The following is a 12,286-nucleotide window of genomic DNA, read 5'->3' as shown; positions in this document are numbered from 1 at the left end:
CCTCGAAGTCCCGCACACGCCAGGGGCCCGCACGTTCGAACAGAACGTGCGGGCCCCTTCGCGTCGCCGGCGGCTCAGCCCACCGAGGAGTAGGCGATGATGCCGCGGCGCAGCCCGTCGACGGCCTTGCGGGCGGTCTTGCGGAGTTCGGCGTCCTCACCGGCCGCGTCCTGGATCTGGCCGAGGACGTCGATCAGCTGCTTGGTCCAGCGGACGAAGTCGCCGGCCGGCATCTCGGCGTCGCGCAGGACCTGGTCGAGGCTGTGGCCGAGCGCCCAGCGGTAGGCGGCCCAGGCGAAGCCGAGGTCGGGTTCGCGCTGGCCGACGCCTTCGGCGGTGTTGATCCGGTGCTGCTCCTCGAGGGCGTCCAGGTGGCCCCAGATCCGGACCATCTGGCCGAGCGCCTCCTTGGCCGCGCCCTCCGGCACCCGGGGGGCGCCGGCGTCGTCGGACTGGCGCGACTCGTACACCAACGCCGAGGCGCAGGCGGCGAGTTCGGCGGCGGCGAGGCCGCTCCAGACGCCCTCGCGGATGCACTCGGAGGCGAGCAGGTCGAGTTCGCCGTAGAGCCGGCCGAGCCGCTTGCCGTCGTCGGTGACGGTGTCCCCGCTGAGGTAGCCGAGGTCGGTGAGCAGGCCGCAGACCCGGTCGAAGGTGCGGGCGATGGTGTGGGTGCGGGAGCGCATCCGGCGTTCCAGCAGTTCGGTGTCGCGGTGCAGCCGGTGGTAGCGCTCGGCCCAGCGGGCGTGGTCCTCGCGGTCGCTGCAGCCGTGGCAGGGGTGCTGGCGCAGTTCGGCGCGCAGCCGGGTGATCTCCGGGTCGTCGGCGGCGGCCGCGCGGCCGCGCCGGAACCGGTCGGGCTCCAGGTGGCCGGCCTTGGTGCGCAGCGCGGAGGCGAGGTCGCGCCGGGACTGCGGGCTGCGCGGGTTGAAGGACTTGGGGATGCGCACCCGCTCGACGGCGGCCACCGGGTACGGGAAGTCGATCATCGCGAGCCGCTTGACCTGCCGTTCGGCGGTGAGCACCACCGGTCGCGGGCCGTCCTGGAAGTCGGGGTGGCGCGGGCCGCCCCGGCCGGAGCGGCTGACCGGAGGCAGGCCCGGGTCGAGGACCAGGGCGAGGCCGGCGAACTTGCCGGCGGGGACGTGGATGACGTCGCCCGGCTTGAGCTGCTCGATCGACTCGACGGCGGCGGCGCGGCGCTGGCTGGTGCCCTCGCGGGCCAGCGCGTTCTCCCGGTCCTTGAGCCGGCGGCGCAGCTCCATGTACTCGTCGAAGTCGCCGAGGTGGCAGGTCATGGACTCGCGGTAGCCGTCCAGCCCCTCCTCGTTGCGCTGCACCTGGCGGGCGATGCCGACCACCGAGCGGTCCGCCTGGAACTGGGCGAAGGAGGTCTCCAGCAGCTCCCGGGAGCGGTGCCGGCCGAACTGGGAGACCAGGTTGACGGCCATGTTGTACGACGGCCGGAACGAGGACTTGAGCGGGTAGGTGCGGGTGCCGGCCAGGCCGGCCAGCGCCTCCGGGTCGAGGCCGCGCTGCCAGAGCACCACGGCGTGGCCCTCGACGTCGATGCCGCGCCGCCCGGCCCGGCCGGTGAGCTGGGTGTACTCGCCGGGGGTGATGTCGGCGTGGGTCTCGCCGTTCCACTTGACCAGCTTCTCCATGACCACCGAGCGGGCGGGCATGTTGATGCCGAGGGCCAGGGTCTCGGTCGCGAAGACGGCCTTGACCAGGCCCTTCACGAAGAGCTCCTCGACCACCTCCTTGAACCGGGGCAGCATCCCGGCGTGGTGGGCGGCGATGCCGCGCTCCAGCCCGTCCAGCCACTCGAAGTAGCCGAGGACGTGCAGGTCCTCGTCGGGGATGTCGGCGCAGCGCTCCTCGACGATGGCCCGGACCACGGCGCGGTCGGAGTCCTTGTTGAGCCGCAGGCCGGAGCTGAGGCACTGCTGGACGGCGGCCTCGCAGCCGGCCCGGCTGAAGATGAAGGTGATCGCGGGCAGCAGGCCCTCGGCGTCGAGCCGGTCGATGACGTCGACCCGGCCCGGCGTCCAGACCTTGCCGGGGCGGCCGTTGGGCATGGAGCGGCCCCGGCCGCGGCCGAACCGGTCGCGCGGGTTGCGGTCGACCTCGGAGCGGGCGAGCCGGACCAGCTCGGGGTTGACGGCCTTGCCGGGGTTCTTGAGGCTGTGCTTGGGGCGGCCGTCCCGGTCGGGGTCGGCGAACAGGTCGTACATCCGGTTGCCGGCCATCACGTGCTGCCACAGCGGCACCGGGCGGGTCTCGGAGACGATCACCTTGGTGCCGCCGCGGACGGTGTCCAGCCAGTCGCCGAACTCCTCGGCGTTGGAGACGGTCGCGGAGAGCGAGACGAGGGTGACCGACTCGGGGAGGTGGATGATGACCTCCTCCCAGACGGCGCCGCGGAAGCGGTCGGCGAGGTAGTGCACCTCGTCCATCACGACGTAGCCGAGGCCGTCGAGGGTGCTGGAGCCCGCGTAGAGCATGTTGCGGAGCACCTCGGTGGTCATCACCACCACGGGGGCGTCGCCGTTGACGGTGTTGTCACCGGTGAGCAGGCCGACCTTGGCGGCGCCGTAGCGCTTGACCAGGTCCCCGTACTTCTGGTTGGAGAGCGCCTTGATCGGCGTGGTGTAGAAGCACTTGCGGCCCGCCTGGAGGGCCAGGTGCACGGCGAACTCGCCGACGATGGTCTTCCCGGAGCCGGTGGGGGCGGCGACCAGGACGCCGGAGCCGGCCTCCAGGGTCTCGCAGGCCTCCACCTGGAAGTCGTCCAGCGGAAAGTCGTACAGCTGCTGGAAGCCGTACAGCGCGGTGGCCTGTTCCTTGGCCCGGCGACGGCTGGCCGCGTACGCCTCGGCGGGGCTGAGCTCCTGGTCTTCCTGGGGCTCTGGGTCGGGGGTGTTCATCGCCGTCCGGGTGTGGTTGGTGTGATCTCGCATCTCAGCGAGAGGTTACCCGGGAGGAGTGACATCGATAGCACCGTTTTCCGTGCGAGGAGATCACTCCTCTCTCAGATCCATAGTTGCAAATGTCTTCAAGTGATCAGGGTCCAACCAGATCCGAACGACTCCGGTCATTCACGGTGGAGTCCGGGAAATGCTCCCTACCTTCATGAGCCACGGCCGCGAGCAACGGCCACCGACTCACGGGAGGACAGCCACGATGGCGAACCTGGAGACGTCCCTCAAGGACGCCATGTCGATCGACGGCGCGATCGGCGTCGCCCTGGTCGACTACGGCAGCGGCATGGCCCTCGGCAGCCTCGGCGACGGCGGCGAGCTGGACCTCAACATCGCCGCGGCCGGCAACACCGACGTGGTCCGCGCCAAGATGCGGGCGATGGAGATGCTCAACCTGCACGACAACGCGATCGAGGACATCCTGATCAGCCTGACCAACCAGTACCACATGGTCCGGCCGATCACGACGCCCAGCGGACGCGGGCTCTTCCTCTTCCTCGCGCTCAACCGGGAGCGCTCCAACCTGGCGATGGCCCGCCACCGGCTCAAGCAGATCGAGCTCTCGCTGGAGATCTGAGCCCGCCGACACCAGGGAAGGGGGGCCTCGTGACGGTAGCTCTGTACCAGGCCAAGGCCGAGTTCTTCCGGATGCTCGGCCATCCCGTCCGGATCCGGGTGCTGGAGCTGCTGCAGGCCGGGCCGACACCCGTCCGCTGCCTGCTCGCCGAACTGGAGGTCGAGCCCTCCAGCCTGTCCCAGCAGCTCGCGGTGCTGCGCCGCTCCGGCATCGTCACCGCCACCAGGGACGGCAGCACCGTGGTCTACGCACTGGCCGGCGGCGACGTCGCCGACCTGCTGCGAGCAGCCCGGCGGATCCTCACCGGGCTGCTCGCCGACCGGGACGTTCTGCTCGCGGAGCTGCGGGCGGCGGGCGACCAGGGGCCGACCGCTCCTTGGGCAGCCGCACCGGCCGCTCCTCCAGCGGCTTCGCCGACTACTCCTTGAGCAGCTCCACCAGCGCGTCCGCGAGCCGCTCGTAGTCCGCCGCCCGGTTGTACACCTGGGCGCTCACCCGCAGCACCGCGCCCTCGGGCCCGGGCCGGACGGCGACCCGGATCCGGTGCCGCCGCCACAGCTCGGCCAGCAGCGCCAGGTACTGCGGCTCGGTGTCGGCGAACCCCTCCGGCAGCCGTACGGTGCGCATCCACACCCCGGGCGTCGCGGGCAGCGCCCGCAGGCCCGCCCGCTCGACCAGCACCCGCTGGCCGTACGCGGCGAGCGCGGCGTTGTGGGCGGCGACCGCCTCCCGGCCCAGTTCGCGCAGCAGCCCGAAGCCGGCCGGGGCGGCCAGCCAGGGGGTGTAGTCGCAGGTGCCGCGCCACTCGACGTTGGCCGGGAAGCCCCGGTGGTGCTCCCAGGACAGCGCGAGCGGGCGCACCCGGGCGGTCCACTCGGGGCGGACGGACAGCACGCCGGTGGCGCGCGGGGCGAAGGCCCACTTGTGCAGGTTGCCGAACCAGAAGTCGGCATCGGGGTCGACGGGCTCGGGCAGCATCCCGGGGGCGTGGGCGCCGTCCACCAGGGTGGTCACTCCGCGCCCGCGCAGCTCGGCCACCAGGGCCGGGGAGGCCACGGTACGGGCGGTGAGCGAGGTGATCCGGTCCAGGACGGCGACGGTGGTGCGGCCGTCCACGGCGGCGAGCACCGCGTCGCGGACGGCGGCCTCGTCCGGGGCGTCCAGCGGCACCTGGGCGACCACCAGCTCGGCGCCGGTCTCGGCCGCCCTGCGGGCCGCGGCCTGGGTGACGGCGCCGTAGCCGTGGTCGGTGACCAGAATCCGGTCGCCGACGGCGAGCGGGATGCTGTCCAGGGCGATCGCGGCCGCCTCGGTGACGTTGGCGACCAGCGCCAGCCGTGCCGGGTCGGTGGCCAGTTCGGCGGCGATCAGCTCCCGGGCCCCGGCGATCCGGGCCGGCAGGTCGGCGAAGAAGCCGTCCGGGTCCAGCTCGTGCTCGGTCCGCAGTTCCGCCTGCAGCCGCTGCACCGGGAGCGGCACGGCGCCGAAGGAGCCGTGGTTGAGGTGCGCGGCCTGCGGCGACAGGCTGAACAGGCCCTCGGCGGCGGGCAGCGGGGCCGGGGGCTCGGCGGTGCTCGGGTCGTCGACCACGGCGGTACTCCCTCTGGTGATGTGTGACATTGCATGCGTCAGGCTACGGCCCGGCCCCTGTTCCGCACACGTCTTCGGGGCGATCCATTGAGTTCCCGCGGGCCGGACTGGGAAACTCCGGCTGACCGCCGCCCGACCGGGCGGCCCGCGAACGGGGAGAACACGGGATGAGGATCGAAAGACCGAAACCGGTCGGGCAGCGGCAGTGGACCCCGCTGACCATCACCAACGCGGGACTCGCCTTCGGGCTGGAGCTCGCCCTGCTGGCCTCGCTCTGCTACTGGGGCTTCAAGACCGGCTCCGGCCTGGCCACCCGACTGCTGCTGGGCCTCGGCGCCCCGGCCCTGGCGGCCGCCTTCTGGGGGCTGTTCCTGGCCGCGGGCGGGCCCAGGTTCCGCCAGCCGCTCGGCGTGGAGATCGTGCTCAAGCTGCTGGCCCTGCTCAGCGGGGCACTCGCGCTGCACGCGTCCGGCCGGACCACCCTGGCCGTGGTCTACGCGGCGCTGGTGGTCGTCAGCGTGACCGTGGAGTACACCGCGCACTGACCCGCCCGCCCGGAGAGGGCCAGGCGGTCGGCGACCGCGTTGGGCAACTGGTCTTGTCGGCACGGTCGGTGGCGGCGGACAGCGGTCGATCCGGTCACGTCCGATAAGCTGGGACTTCAAGAGAACTTGAAGTCAAGGAGTGGGGTGACCATGACCGGGACCGCGCCCGTCGACCTGCTGAGCGTGGGCGAGGTGGCCCGACGGGCCGGGATCGCCACCTCGGCCGTGCGCTTCTACGAGGAGCAGGGGCTGATCTCCTCCGAACGGTCGGCGGGCAACCAGCGCCGCTACCGGCGGCACGTGCTGCGCCGCATCTCGCTGATCCTGGTCGCCAAACGGCTCGGCATCCCGCTCGCCGAGGTCGCCGAGGTGTTCACCGGCCTGCCCGAGGACCGGATGCCGGGCAAGCACGACTGGGAACGGATCTCCCGCCGGTGGGCCGATCAGCTGCGGGCCCGTCGGACCGAGTTGGAGCACCTGGAGGCCGAGCTGACCGGCTGCATCGGCTGCGGCTGCGTGTCGCTGCGCCGCTGCCGGGTGCTCAACCCCGGCGACGAACTCGCCACCGAGGGGCCCGGGCCCCGGCTGCTGCTGCCCCCCGAGGAGCAGTAGCGGAGCGATAGGGGGGTGGAACCCGGTCGGACGCGGCCCTCGTGAGGTTCCCCGCCACGCCCGACCGGGGGCTTGTTCGCCGCTGCGGCCCTGCTCCGGCCCTGCTGCGGCTCTACTGCGGCTTCACCACGGCTCCGCTACGGCCGGTCCGGGAAGTGGCAGGCCGCCAGGCGGCCGCCCGTACCGACCGGCTCCAGCAGCGGCCGCTCCGACCGGCAGCGCGCCTGTGCCTTCGGACAGCGTGGGTGGAAGCCGCACCCGGCGGGCGGGTCGGCCGGGCTCGGCGGGTCGCCGAGCAGCACGATCCGCTCCCGGGCCCGCTCCGCCGCCGGGTCCGGCAGCGGGACGGCGGACAGCAGCGCCCGGGTGTACGGGTGCGCCGGGCTGCCGTACACCTCGGCCTTGTCGCCGATCTCCACGATCCGGCCCAGGTACATCACCGCGACCCGGTCGCAGACCCGCTTGACCACCGAGAGGTCATGCGCGATGAACACGTACGCCAGGCCCAGCTCCCGCTGCAACTGCTCCATCAGGTTGACCACTTGGGCCTGGACCGAGACGTCCAGCGCGGACACCGGCTCGTCCGCGACCACCAGCTTCGGCGAGGTGGCCAACGAGCGGGCGATGCCGATCCGCTGCGCCTGGCCGCCGGAGAACTCGTGCGGGTAGCGGTCGAGGTGCTCGGGGATCAGCCCGACCAGCTCCATCAGCTCGGCCGCCCGGCCGCGCGCCGCCGCGGCGCTCGCGCCCTGGACCAGCAGCGGCTCGGAGATGATCCGGGCCACCGTCTGCCGGGGGTTGAGCGAGGAGTACGGGTCCTGGAAGACCATCTGCAGGTGCCGCCGGTGCGGCCGCAGCCGGGCCTGGGAGAGGCCGCCGATCTCAGTGCCGTCGAAGGTGACGGTGCCCGAGGTGGGGTCGAGCAGCCGGACGATCATCCGGCCGGTGGTGGACTTGCCGCAGCCGGACTCGCCGACCAGGCCGAGCGTCTCACCCGCGCCGAGGTCGAAGCTCACCCCGTCCACGGCCCGGACCGGCGCGCCGGCTCGGCCGGTGCGGCTGCGCCGGCCGGCGAAGGTCTTCACCAAGTCCCTTACGGACAGCAGCGGTTCGGTCGGCCGCGGCTCGACCGGCAACGGCTCGGACTGCAGTGATTCGGCCATCAGAGGGCCCCTTCCGGCACCAGTGGCAGATGGCAGGCGGCCCGGTGGCCCGCCTCGGGCGGGCCGAACGGGTCGAGCGGCGGGCGCTCGGCCAGGCAGCGGGCGTGCTCCTCGGCGGGCGCCGCGGTGGTGCGGGCGCAGCGCGGGGCGAAGGAGCAGCCGGGGGCGGGGGCGAGCAGCGAGGGCGGGCTGCCGGGGATGGCCCGCAGCGGGGCGTCGTCGGGGTCGTCCAGGCGCGGCAGCGAGTCCAGCAGGCCGCGGGTGTACGGGTGCGCGGGTTCGGCGAACAGCCGTTCCGCCGGGGCCTGTTCGGCTGCCCGGCCGCCGTACATGACCAGCACTTGGTGGGCGACCCGGGCGACCACGCCCAGGTCGTGGGTGATCATCACGACGCCGAGGCCGCGGTCCTGCTGGATCCGGGCGATCAGGTCGAGGATCTGGGCCTGGACGGTGACGTCCAGCGCGGTGGTGGGTTCGTCGGCGATCAGCAGGTCGGGTTCGCAGGCGAGCGCCATGGCGATCATCACGCGCTGGCGCATGCCGCCGGAGAACTGGTGCGGGTACTCGTCGACCCGGCGGGCCGGCTCCGGGATGCCGACCTCGGCGAGCATCTCCACCGCCCGGGCCCGTCCGGCCTTGCGGCCGGCCCGGAAGTGCACCCGGTAGTGCTCGGCGATCTGTTCGCCGACGGTGTAGAAGGGGTGGAGGCTGGACAGCGGGTCCTGGAAGACCATGGCGATCCGCCGGCCCCGGACGGTGCCCAGCTCCCGCTCCCCCAGCCCGGTCAGCTCCCGCCCGTCGAGCCGGATCGAGCCGGTGACGGCGGCACCGCGGTGCAGGCCCATCAGGGCCAGCGAGGTGACGGACTTGCCGCTGCCGGACTCGCCGACCAGCCCGAGGGTGCGCCCGGCCTCGACGGTGAAGGAGATGCCGTCCACGGCCCGGACGGTGCCGCGCGGGGTGTCGAAGGCGACCTTGAGGTCCTCGACCTCCAACAGACTGGGCATCAGTACCTCACTCTCGGGTCGACGGCCGCGTAGAGCAGGTCGACCAGCAGGTTCGCCGCGACGATGAAGAAGGCCGCGAGCAGGGTGACGCCGAGGATCACGGGCTGGTCGGAGCGGGCCAGTCCGTCGTAGAACAGCCGGCCGACGCCGGGCAGGCCGAAGATCGACTCGGTGATGACGGCCCCGGCCAGCAGCCCGCCGAGGTCCATCCCGAAGATGGTCAGGATCGGCGTCGCCGCAGAGCGCAGCCCGTGCTTGACGGTCACCGTGCGGGCCGGCAGTCCCTTCGCCCGGGCGGTGCGGATGTACGGCTCCGCCATCGTCTCGATCATCGAGGTGCGGCTCTGCCTGGCGTACATCGCCGCGTACAGCAGGGCGAGCGCGGTCCAGGGCAGCAGCAGGTTGCTCGCCCAGTCGAGCGGGCCGTCGGTGAACGCGTGGTACGAGGGGTAGGGCAGCAGCCCGGCCGTCCGGACCACGCCCCAGATCAGCATGATCGAGGTGAAGTAGACCGGCAGCGAGGCCGCCCCGACCGAGAGCACCATCAGGGTCCGGTCGGTGAAGCCGCCCTTGCGCAGCGCCGAGGTGACGCCCGCGCCGAGGCCGAGGAGCAGCCAGAGCACGGCCGCGCCGAGGGCCAGCGAGATCGAGACCGGGAGGCGGTCGGTGAGCAGGTCCCAGACCGGCAGCCCGTACTCGTAGGAGTAGCCGAGGCAGGGGAAGCCGCAGTGCACCGCGCTCGGGCCGGTGCCGTAGTCGCGGCCCGCGAAGATCCCGGTCAGGTAGGCGGCGAACTGGTCCCAGACCGGCTTGTCCAGGCCCATCGCCGCCTTGACGTCGGCGAGCCGCTCGGGGCTGCAGGTCTTGCCGCAGGCGGCCGCGGCCGGGTCGTTGGGCAGCAGGTAGAAGATGGTGAAGGTGATGGCGCAGATGGCGAGCAGGATGCCCGCCACGCCGAGCAGGCGGCGGCCGAGGTAAAGGATCACGACCGGCCTCCGCGGGGGTCGGGGTAGCGGATCACGACCGGGCTCCCCGGGGGTCGAGGATGTCCCGCAGCGCGTCCCCGAGCAGGGTGAAGGCGAGCACGGCGAGGAACAGGAAGGCCGTCGGGATGAGGAAGTACGTCGGGTCGGTCTCGTAGTGGACGATGCTCTCGGCGATCATCTGCCCCCAGGACGGGGTCGGCGGGCGCACGCCCACGCCGAGGTAGCTGAGCGCGGCCTCGGTGGCGATCATGCCGGGGATCAGCAGCGTGGTGTACGCGATGACCGGGCCCGAGACGTTCGGCAGGATCTCCCGGGTGAGGATGCGCCAGGAGCGGGCGCCACCGACCCGGGCGGCCTCGACGTACTCGCGGTGCTTGAGCGAGAGGGTCTGGCCGCGCACCACCCGGGCGATGCCGGGCCAGGTGAACAGGCCGATCACCAGGGTGATCAGCAGGATCCGGTTGACGTCCTTGGCCACCGACATCATCGCGATCATGAAGATCAGCGAGGGGAAGGACATCGTGAGGTCCATCAGCCGGGACAGCACGGCGTCGGTCCGGCCGCCGAAGTAGCCCGCGGCGACGCCCGCCAGGGTGCCGGTGACCACGACGACCGCGGTCGCGGTGAACGCGATCAGCAGCGACACCTGCCCGCCGTGCAGCACCCGGGCGAACAGGTCGCGCCCGGTGATCGGCTCCACCCCCAGCCAGTGCCGGGTGCTGATGCCGCCGAAGTCCCCCCTGGGCATGCCGCCCAGGTAGGCGTCCACGGCGCGTTTGTCGAACTCCTCGGGGGTCCAGCCGCCGAGCGCGCTCAGCGGGCCTGCCAGGGCGGCCGCCAGCAGCAGCACGCCGACCGTGATCAGGCCGAACCGGGCCGAACCGCGGGCCCACAGCTGGTCCAGGACCAGCCGCCACGGCCCGCGCCCGGCGGCCTTCGCGGGGCCCGCCGCCGCGGCTTCCGCCACGACGGGAGGCTCGGTGGTGGTGCTCATCGAACGCCTCACTTGCCCTTGGCCGGGTCCTTGAGGCCCACCACGGCCAGGTCGATCATCCCGGCGTAGCCCGAACTGCCGAACGCCCCGGCCACATTGGTGCCGACCATCAGCGGGCGGCGCTGCCACATCAGCGGGACGGCCGGCGCCTTGCGCATCAGGTCCTCGTCCAGCTGCTGCCAGGCCTTGTTGGCCTCGTTGACGTCCGGCATGGCCGCGATCGCGTCCATCCGGTCCATCGTGGCCTGGTCCCGGAACTGGCTGAGGTTGCCCTGGTTGCCCTTTTCCTTGATGGTGCGTCCGTCGAACTGAAACGGCAGGAAGGTCGCGGCGGACGGGTAGTCCGGGCACCAGCCGTTGATGGCCAGCTCCGGGGCGTTCTTGGTGTCGCCGAGGGTGTCGGTGAAGGCGGACGGGTCCACGGTGTTGACGGTGACCTGGACTCCGGCCTTGGCCAGCGACTGCTGGACCGCCTCGGCGCGGGTCTTGTCGCCGAGCGAAACGGTGAGCCCGACCTTGAGGTCGGTCTTGCCCGCGTCCTTGAGCAGGGCCTTGGCCTTCTCCGGGTCCCCGGTGGCCGGGATCTTCAGCGGATCGGCCTTGACCCCGCCGGTCAGCGACGGCGGGAGGAAGGAGGTCGCCACGTCGGCCATCGCCGGGCCGCCGAACGCCGTCACCTGGGCCTCGCGGTCGACGGCCCACATCATCGCCTCGCGTGCCTTCGGGTCGTCGAAGGGCGCCTTGGCGGTGTTCAGGTACAGCATGTCCGTACAGCCGGTCCGCTCGGCCACCATCCGGGACTTGACGTCCGCCTTGGGCAGCACCTTGGCGACCGACTCGTGCTGCATCCAGGGCATGTTGATCGCGTTGGCGTCGGCGCCCTCGCTGGCGATGATCCGGTCGTCCGCCTGGCCGCCCTTGATGCCCTCGGTGACCACGATCCGGTCGGGGTAGGCCTTGCGGACGGTGTCGGTCGCCGGGTCCCAGCCGGTGTTGCGGACCAGGACCAGCTGCTTGCCCCGGTCGTAGGTCTCGATCTTGTACGGGCCGGAGGAGAACGGCCGGGAGTCGTACTGGGTGCCCTTCTCCTGGGACTGCGGGACGGGCGCGAAGGTCGGCAGGGTGACGGTGTCCGAGAACTCGGCGACCGGGCGCTTGAGGTGGAAGACGATCGTCTTCTCGTCCGGGGTCTCGATGCTCGCCAGGTGCTCGCCGGTGAGCGGGCCCTTGTAGTTCTCGCCGCCGGCCAGGTACTGGATCGCGTAGTCCGGCCCGCCGGTGAGGTCCGGGGAGAAGGAGCGCTCGACGTTGTACTTGATGTCGGCGGACTTGATCGTGCTGCCGTCCTCGTACTTGAGGCCGTCCTTGAGGGTGAAGGTCCAGGTCTTCCCGCCGTCCGAGGACTTGCCCAGGTCGGTCGCGAGGTCCGGGACGATCTCGCTGCCGGCGGCGCCCGGCTCGGACTTGAAGGTCGTCAGGGTGCGGTAGAGCAGCCGGGTGCCGAAGTCCATGTGCGGGACGGTCCAGTTGCGCGCCGGGTCGAGGTGGGCGAAGTCCTGGTTGGTCAGGACGGTGAGGGTGCCGCCCTTGGCCGGGGTACCGCCGATGACCGAACCGCTCTCCGCGCCCGGGCCCTTGGTGCTGGTGGCGGCCGCGTCGTCGCCGCTGTCGCTCTTGTCGTTCTTGCAGGCCCCGAGGCCGAGGGTGAGGGTCGCCGCGAGGGCGGCGGCGAGGAGGGCATGGGTGCGCCTGGTCATGTGGCAACTCCGCTGTGGGGGGCCTGCATCGGTCCGCGGGCCGGCTCTGGCCGCACCGCTGTGTGACCCGT

At 72.3% G+C, this 12,286-nt stretch carries 11 protein-coding genes; 4 read left to right on the top strand and 7 right to left on the bottom strand.

Translation table 11 applies throughout. The features are described 5' to 3' along the window. Positions 1–74 precede the first annotated feature (74 nt). Entirely contained in the window at positions 75–2,930 is a 2,856-nt protein-coding gene (locus ABTY61_RS24125) for a DEAD/DEAH box helicase (RefSeq protein ID WP_350507184.1), read from the bottom strand. Positions 2,931–3,186: 256 nt separating this feature from the next. Between ABTY61_RS24125 and ABTY61_RS24120 the strand changes: the two genes are divergently transcribed. Continuing rightward, a complete protein-coding gene (locus ABTY61_RS24120; RefSeq protein WP_350507125.1) occupies positions 3,187–3,561 on the top strand; it encodes a hypothetical protein in 375 nt (124 codons plus the stop codon). Between the two features lie 29 nt (positions 3,562–3,590). Continuing rightward, a complete protein-coding gene (locus ABTY61_RS24115; protein ID WP_350507124.1) occupies positions 3,591–3,989 on the top strand; it encodes an ArsR/SmtB family transcription factor in 399 nt (132 codons plus the stop codon). Here ABTY61_RS24115 and ABTY61_RS24110 read toward each other — a convergent pair. After that, positions 3,979–5,181, bottom strand: coding sequence for an aminotransferase class V-fold PLP-dependent enzyme (locus tag ABTY61_RS24110; protein WP_350507123.1), 1,203 nt, complete (start codon positions 5,179–5,181; stop codon positions 3,979–3,981). The two genes, ABTY61_RS24115 and ABTY61_RS24110, sit on opposite strands and share 11 nt — an antisense overlap. 137 nt (positions 5,182–5,318) lie before the next feature. On the opposite strand from ABTY61_RS24110, the gene ABTY61_RS24105 reads away from it, so the two are divergent. Both ABTY61_RS24105 and soxR read left to right on the top strand, forming a co-directional pair. Next, positions 5,319–5,696 (top strand): YrdB family protein, encoded by a 378-nt coding sequence (locus ABTY61_RS24105; RefSeq protein WP_350507122.1) that lies wholly within the window; start codon positions 5,319–5,321, stop codon positions 5,694–5,696. A 150-nt stretch (positions 5,697–5,846) separates the two neighbouring features. Then, positions 5,847–6,308: a redox-sensitive transcriptional activator SoxR gene (gene soxR, locus ABTY61_RS24100; protein WP_350507121.1), complete on the top strand. Its 462-nt coding sequence runs from the start codon at positions 5,847–5,849 to the stop codon at positions 6,306–6,308. A gap of 137 nt (positions 6,309–6,445) precedes the next feature. Here the strand turns inward: soxR and ABTY61_RS24095 are convergent, their stop codons facing one another. From ABTY61_RS24095 to ABTY61_RS24075, 5 genes are read right to left on the bottom strand one after another with little or no spacing between them, the layout of a single operon-like run. Then, complete coding sequence (locus ABTY61_RS24095) at positions 6,446–7,471, bottom strand: ABC transporter ATP-binding protein (RefSeq protein ID WP_350507120.1); 1,026 nt, start codon at positions 7,469–7,471, stop codon at positions 6,446–6,448. Beyond that, on the bottom strand, positions 7,471–8,478 hold the full coding sequence (locus tag ABTY61_RS24090) for an ABC transporter ATP-binding protein (RefSeq protein WP_350507119.1): 1,008 nt from the start codon (positions 8,476–8,478) through the stop codon (positions 7,471–7,473). Before ABTY61_RS24090 ends, ABTY61_RS24095 begins: the two co-directional genes overlap by 1 nt. Beyond that, on the bottom strand, positions 8,478–9,464 hold the full coding sequence (locus tag ABTY61_RS24085; RefSeq protein ID WP_350507118.1) for an ABC transporter permease: 987 nt from the start codon (positions 9,462–9,464) through the stop codon (positions 8,478–8,480). Before ABTY61_RS24085 ends, ABTY61_RS24090 begins: the two co-directional genes overlap by 1 nt. 31 nt (positions 9,465–9,495) lie before the next feature. Continuing rightward, a complete protein-coding gene (locus ABTY61_RS24080) occupies positions 9,496–10,458 on the bottom strand; it encodes an ABC transporter permease (protein WP_350507117.1) in 963 nt (320 codons plus the stop codon). 8 nt (positions 10,459–10,466) lie between these two features. Beyond that, entirely contained in the window at positions 10,467–12,215 is a 1,749-nt protein-coding gene (locus ABTY61_RS24075; protein ID WP_350507116.1) for an ABC transporter substrate-binding protein, read from the bottom strand. Between the last annotated feature and the right edge of the window lie 71 nt (positions 12,216–12,286).

The sequence above is a fragment of the Kitasatospora sp. NPDC096128 genome (assembly GCF_040303105.1).
In the GTDB taxonomy this organism is placed as follows: domain Bacteria; phylum Actinomycetota; class Actinomycetes; order Streptomycetales; family Streptomycetaceae; genus Kitasatospora.
Note: the sequence above shows the minus strand (reverse complement) of the source record. Positions and strands in the feature narration are given on the sequence as shown.

Coding starts and splice junctions, on each gene's coding strand:
- ABTY61_RS24125 (WP_350507184.1), bottom strand. CDS start 2,930: ATGAACACCCCCGACCCAGAGCCCCAGGAAGACCAGGAGCTCAGCCCC.
- ABTY61_RS24120 (WP_350507125.1), top strand. CDS start 3,187: ATGGCGAACCTGGAGACGTCCCTCAAGGACGCCATGTCGATCGACGGC.
- ABTY61_RS24110 (WP_350507123.1), bottom strand. CDS start 5,181: ATGTCACACATCACCAGAGGGAGTACCGCCGTGGTCGACGACCCGAGC.
- ABTY61_RS24105 (WP_350507122.1), top strand. CDS start 5,319: ATGAGGATCGAAAGACCGAAACCGGTCGGGCAGCGGCAGTGGACCCCG.
- soxR (WP_350507121.1), top strand. CDS start 5,847: ATGACCGGGACCGCGCCCGTCGACCTGCTGAGCGTGGGCGAGGTGGCC.
- ABTY61_RS24095 (WP_350507120.1), bottom strand. CDS start 7,471: ATGGCCGAATCACTGCAGTCCGAGCCGTTGCCGGTCGAGCCGCGGCCG.
- ABTY61_RS24090 (WP_350507119.1), bottom strand. CDS start 8,478: ATGCCCAGTCTGTTGGAGGTCGAGGACCTCAAGGTCGCCTTCGACACC.
- ABTY61_RS24080 (WP_350507117.1), bottom strand. CDS start 10,458: ATGAGCACCACCACCGAGCCTCCCGTCGTGGCGGAAGCCGCGGCGGCG.
- ABTY61_RS24075 (WP_350507116.1), bottom strand. CDS start 12,215: ATGACCAGGCGCACCCATGCCCTCCTCGCCGCCGCCCTCGCGGCGACC.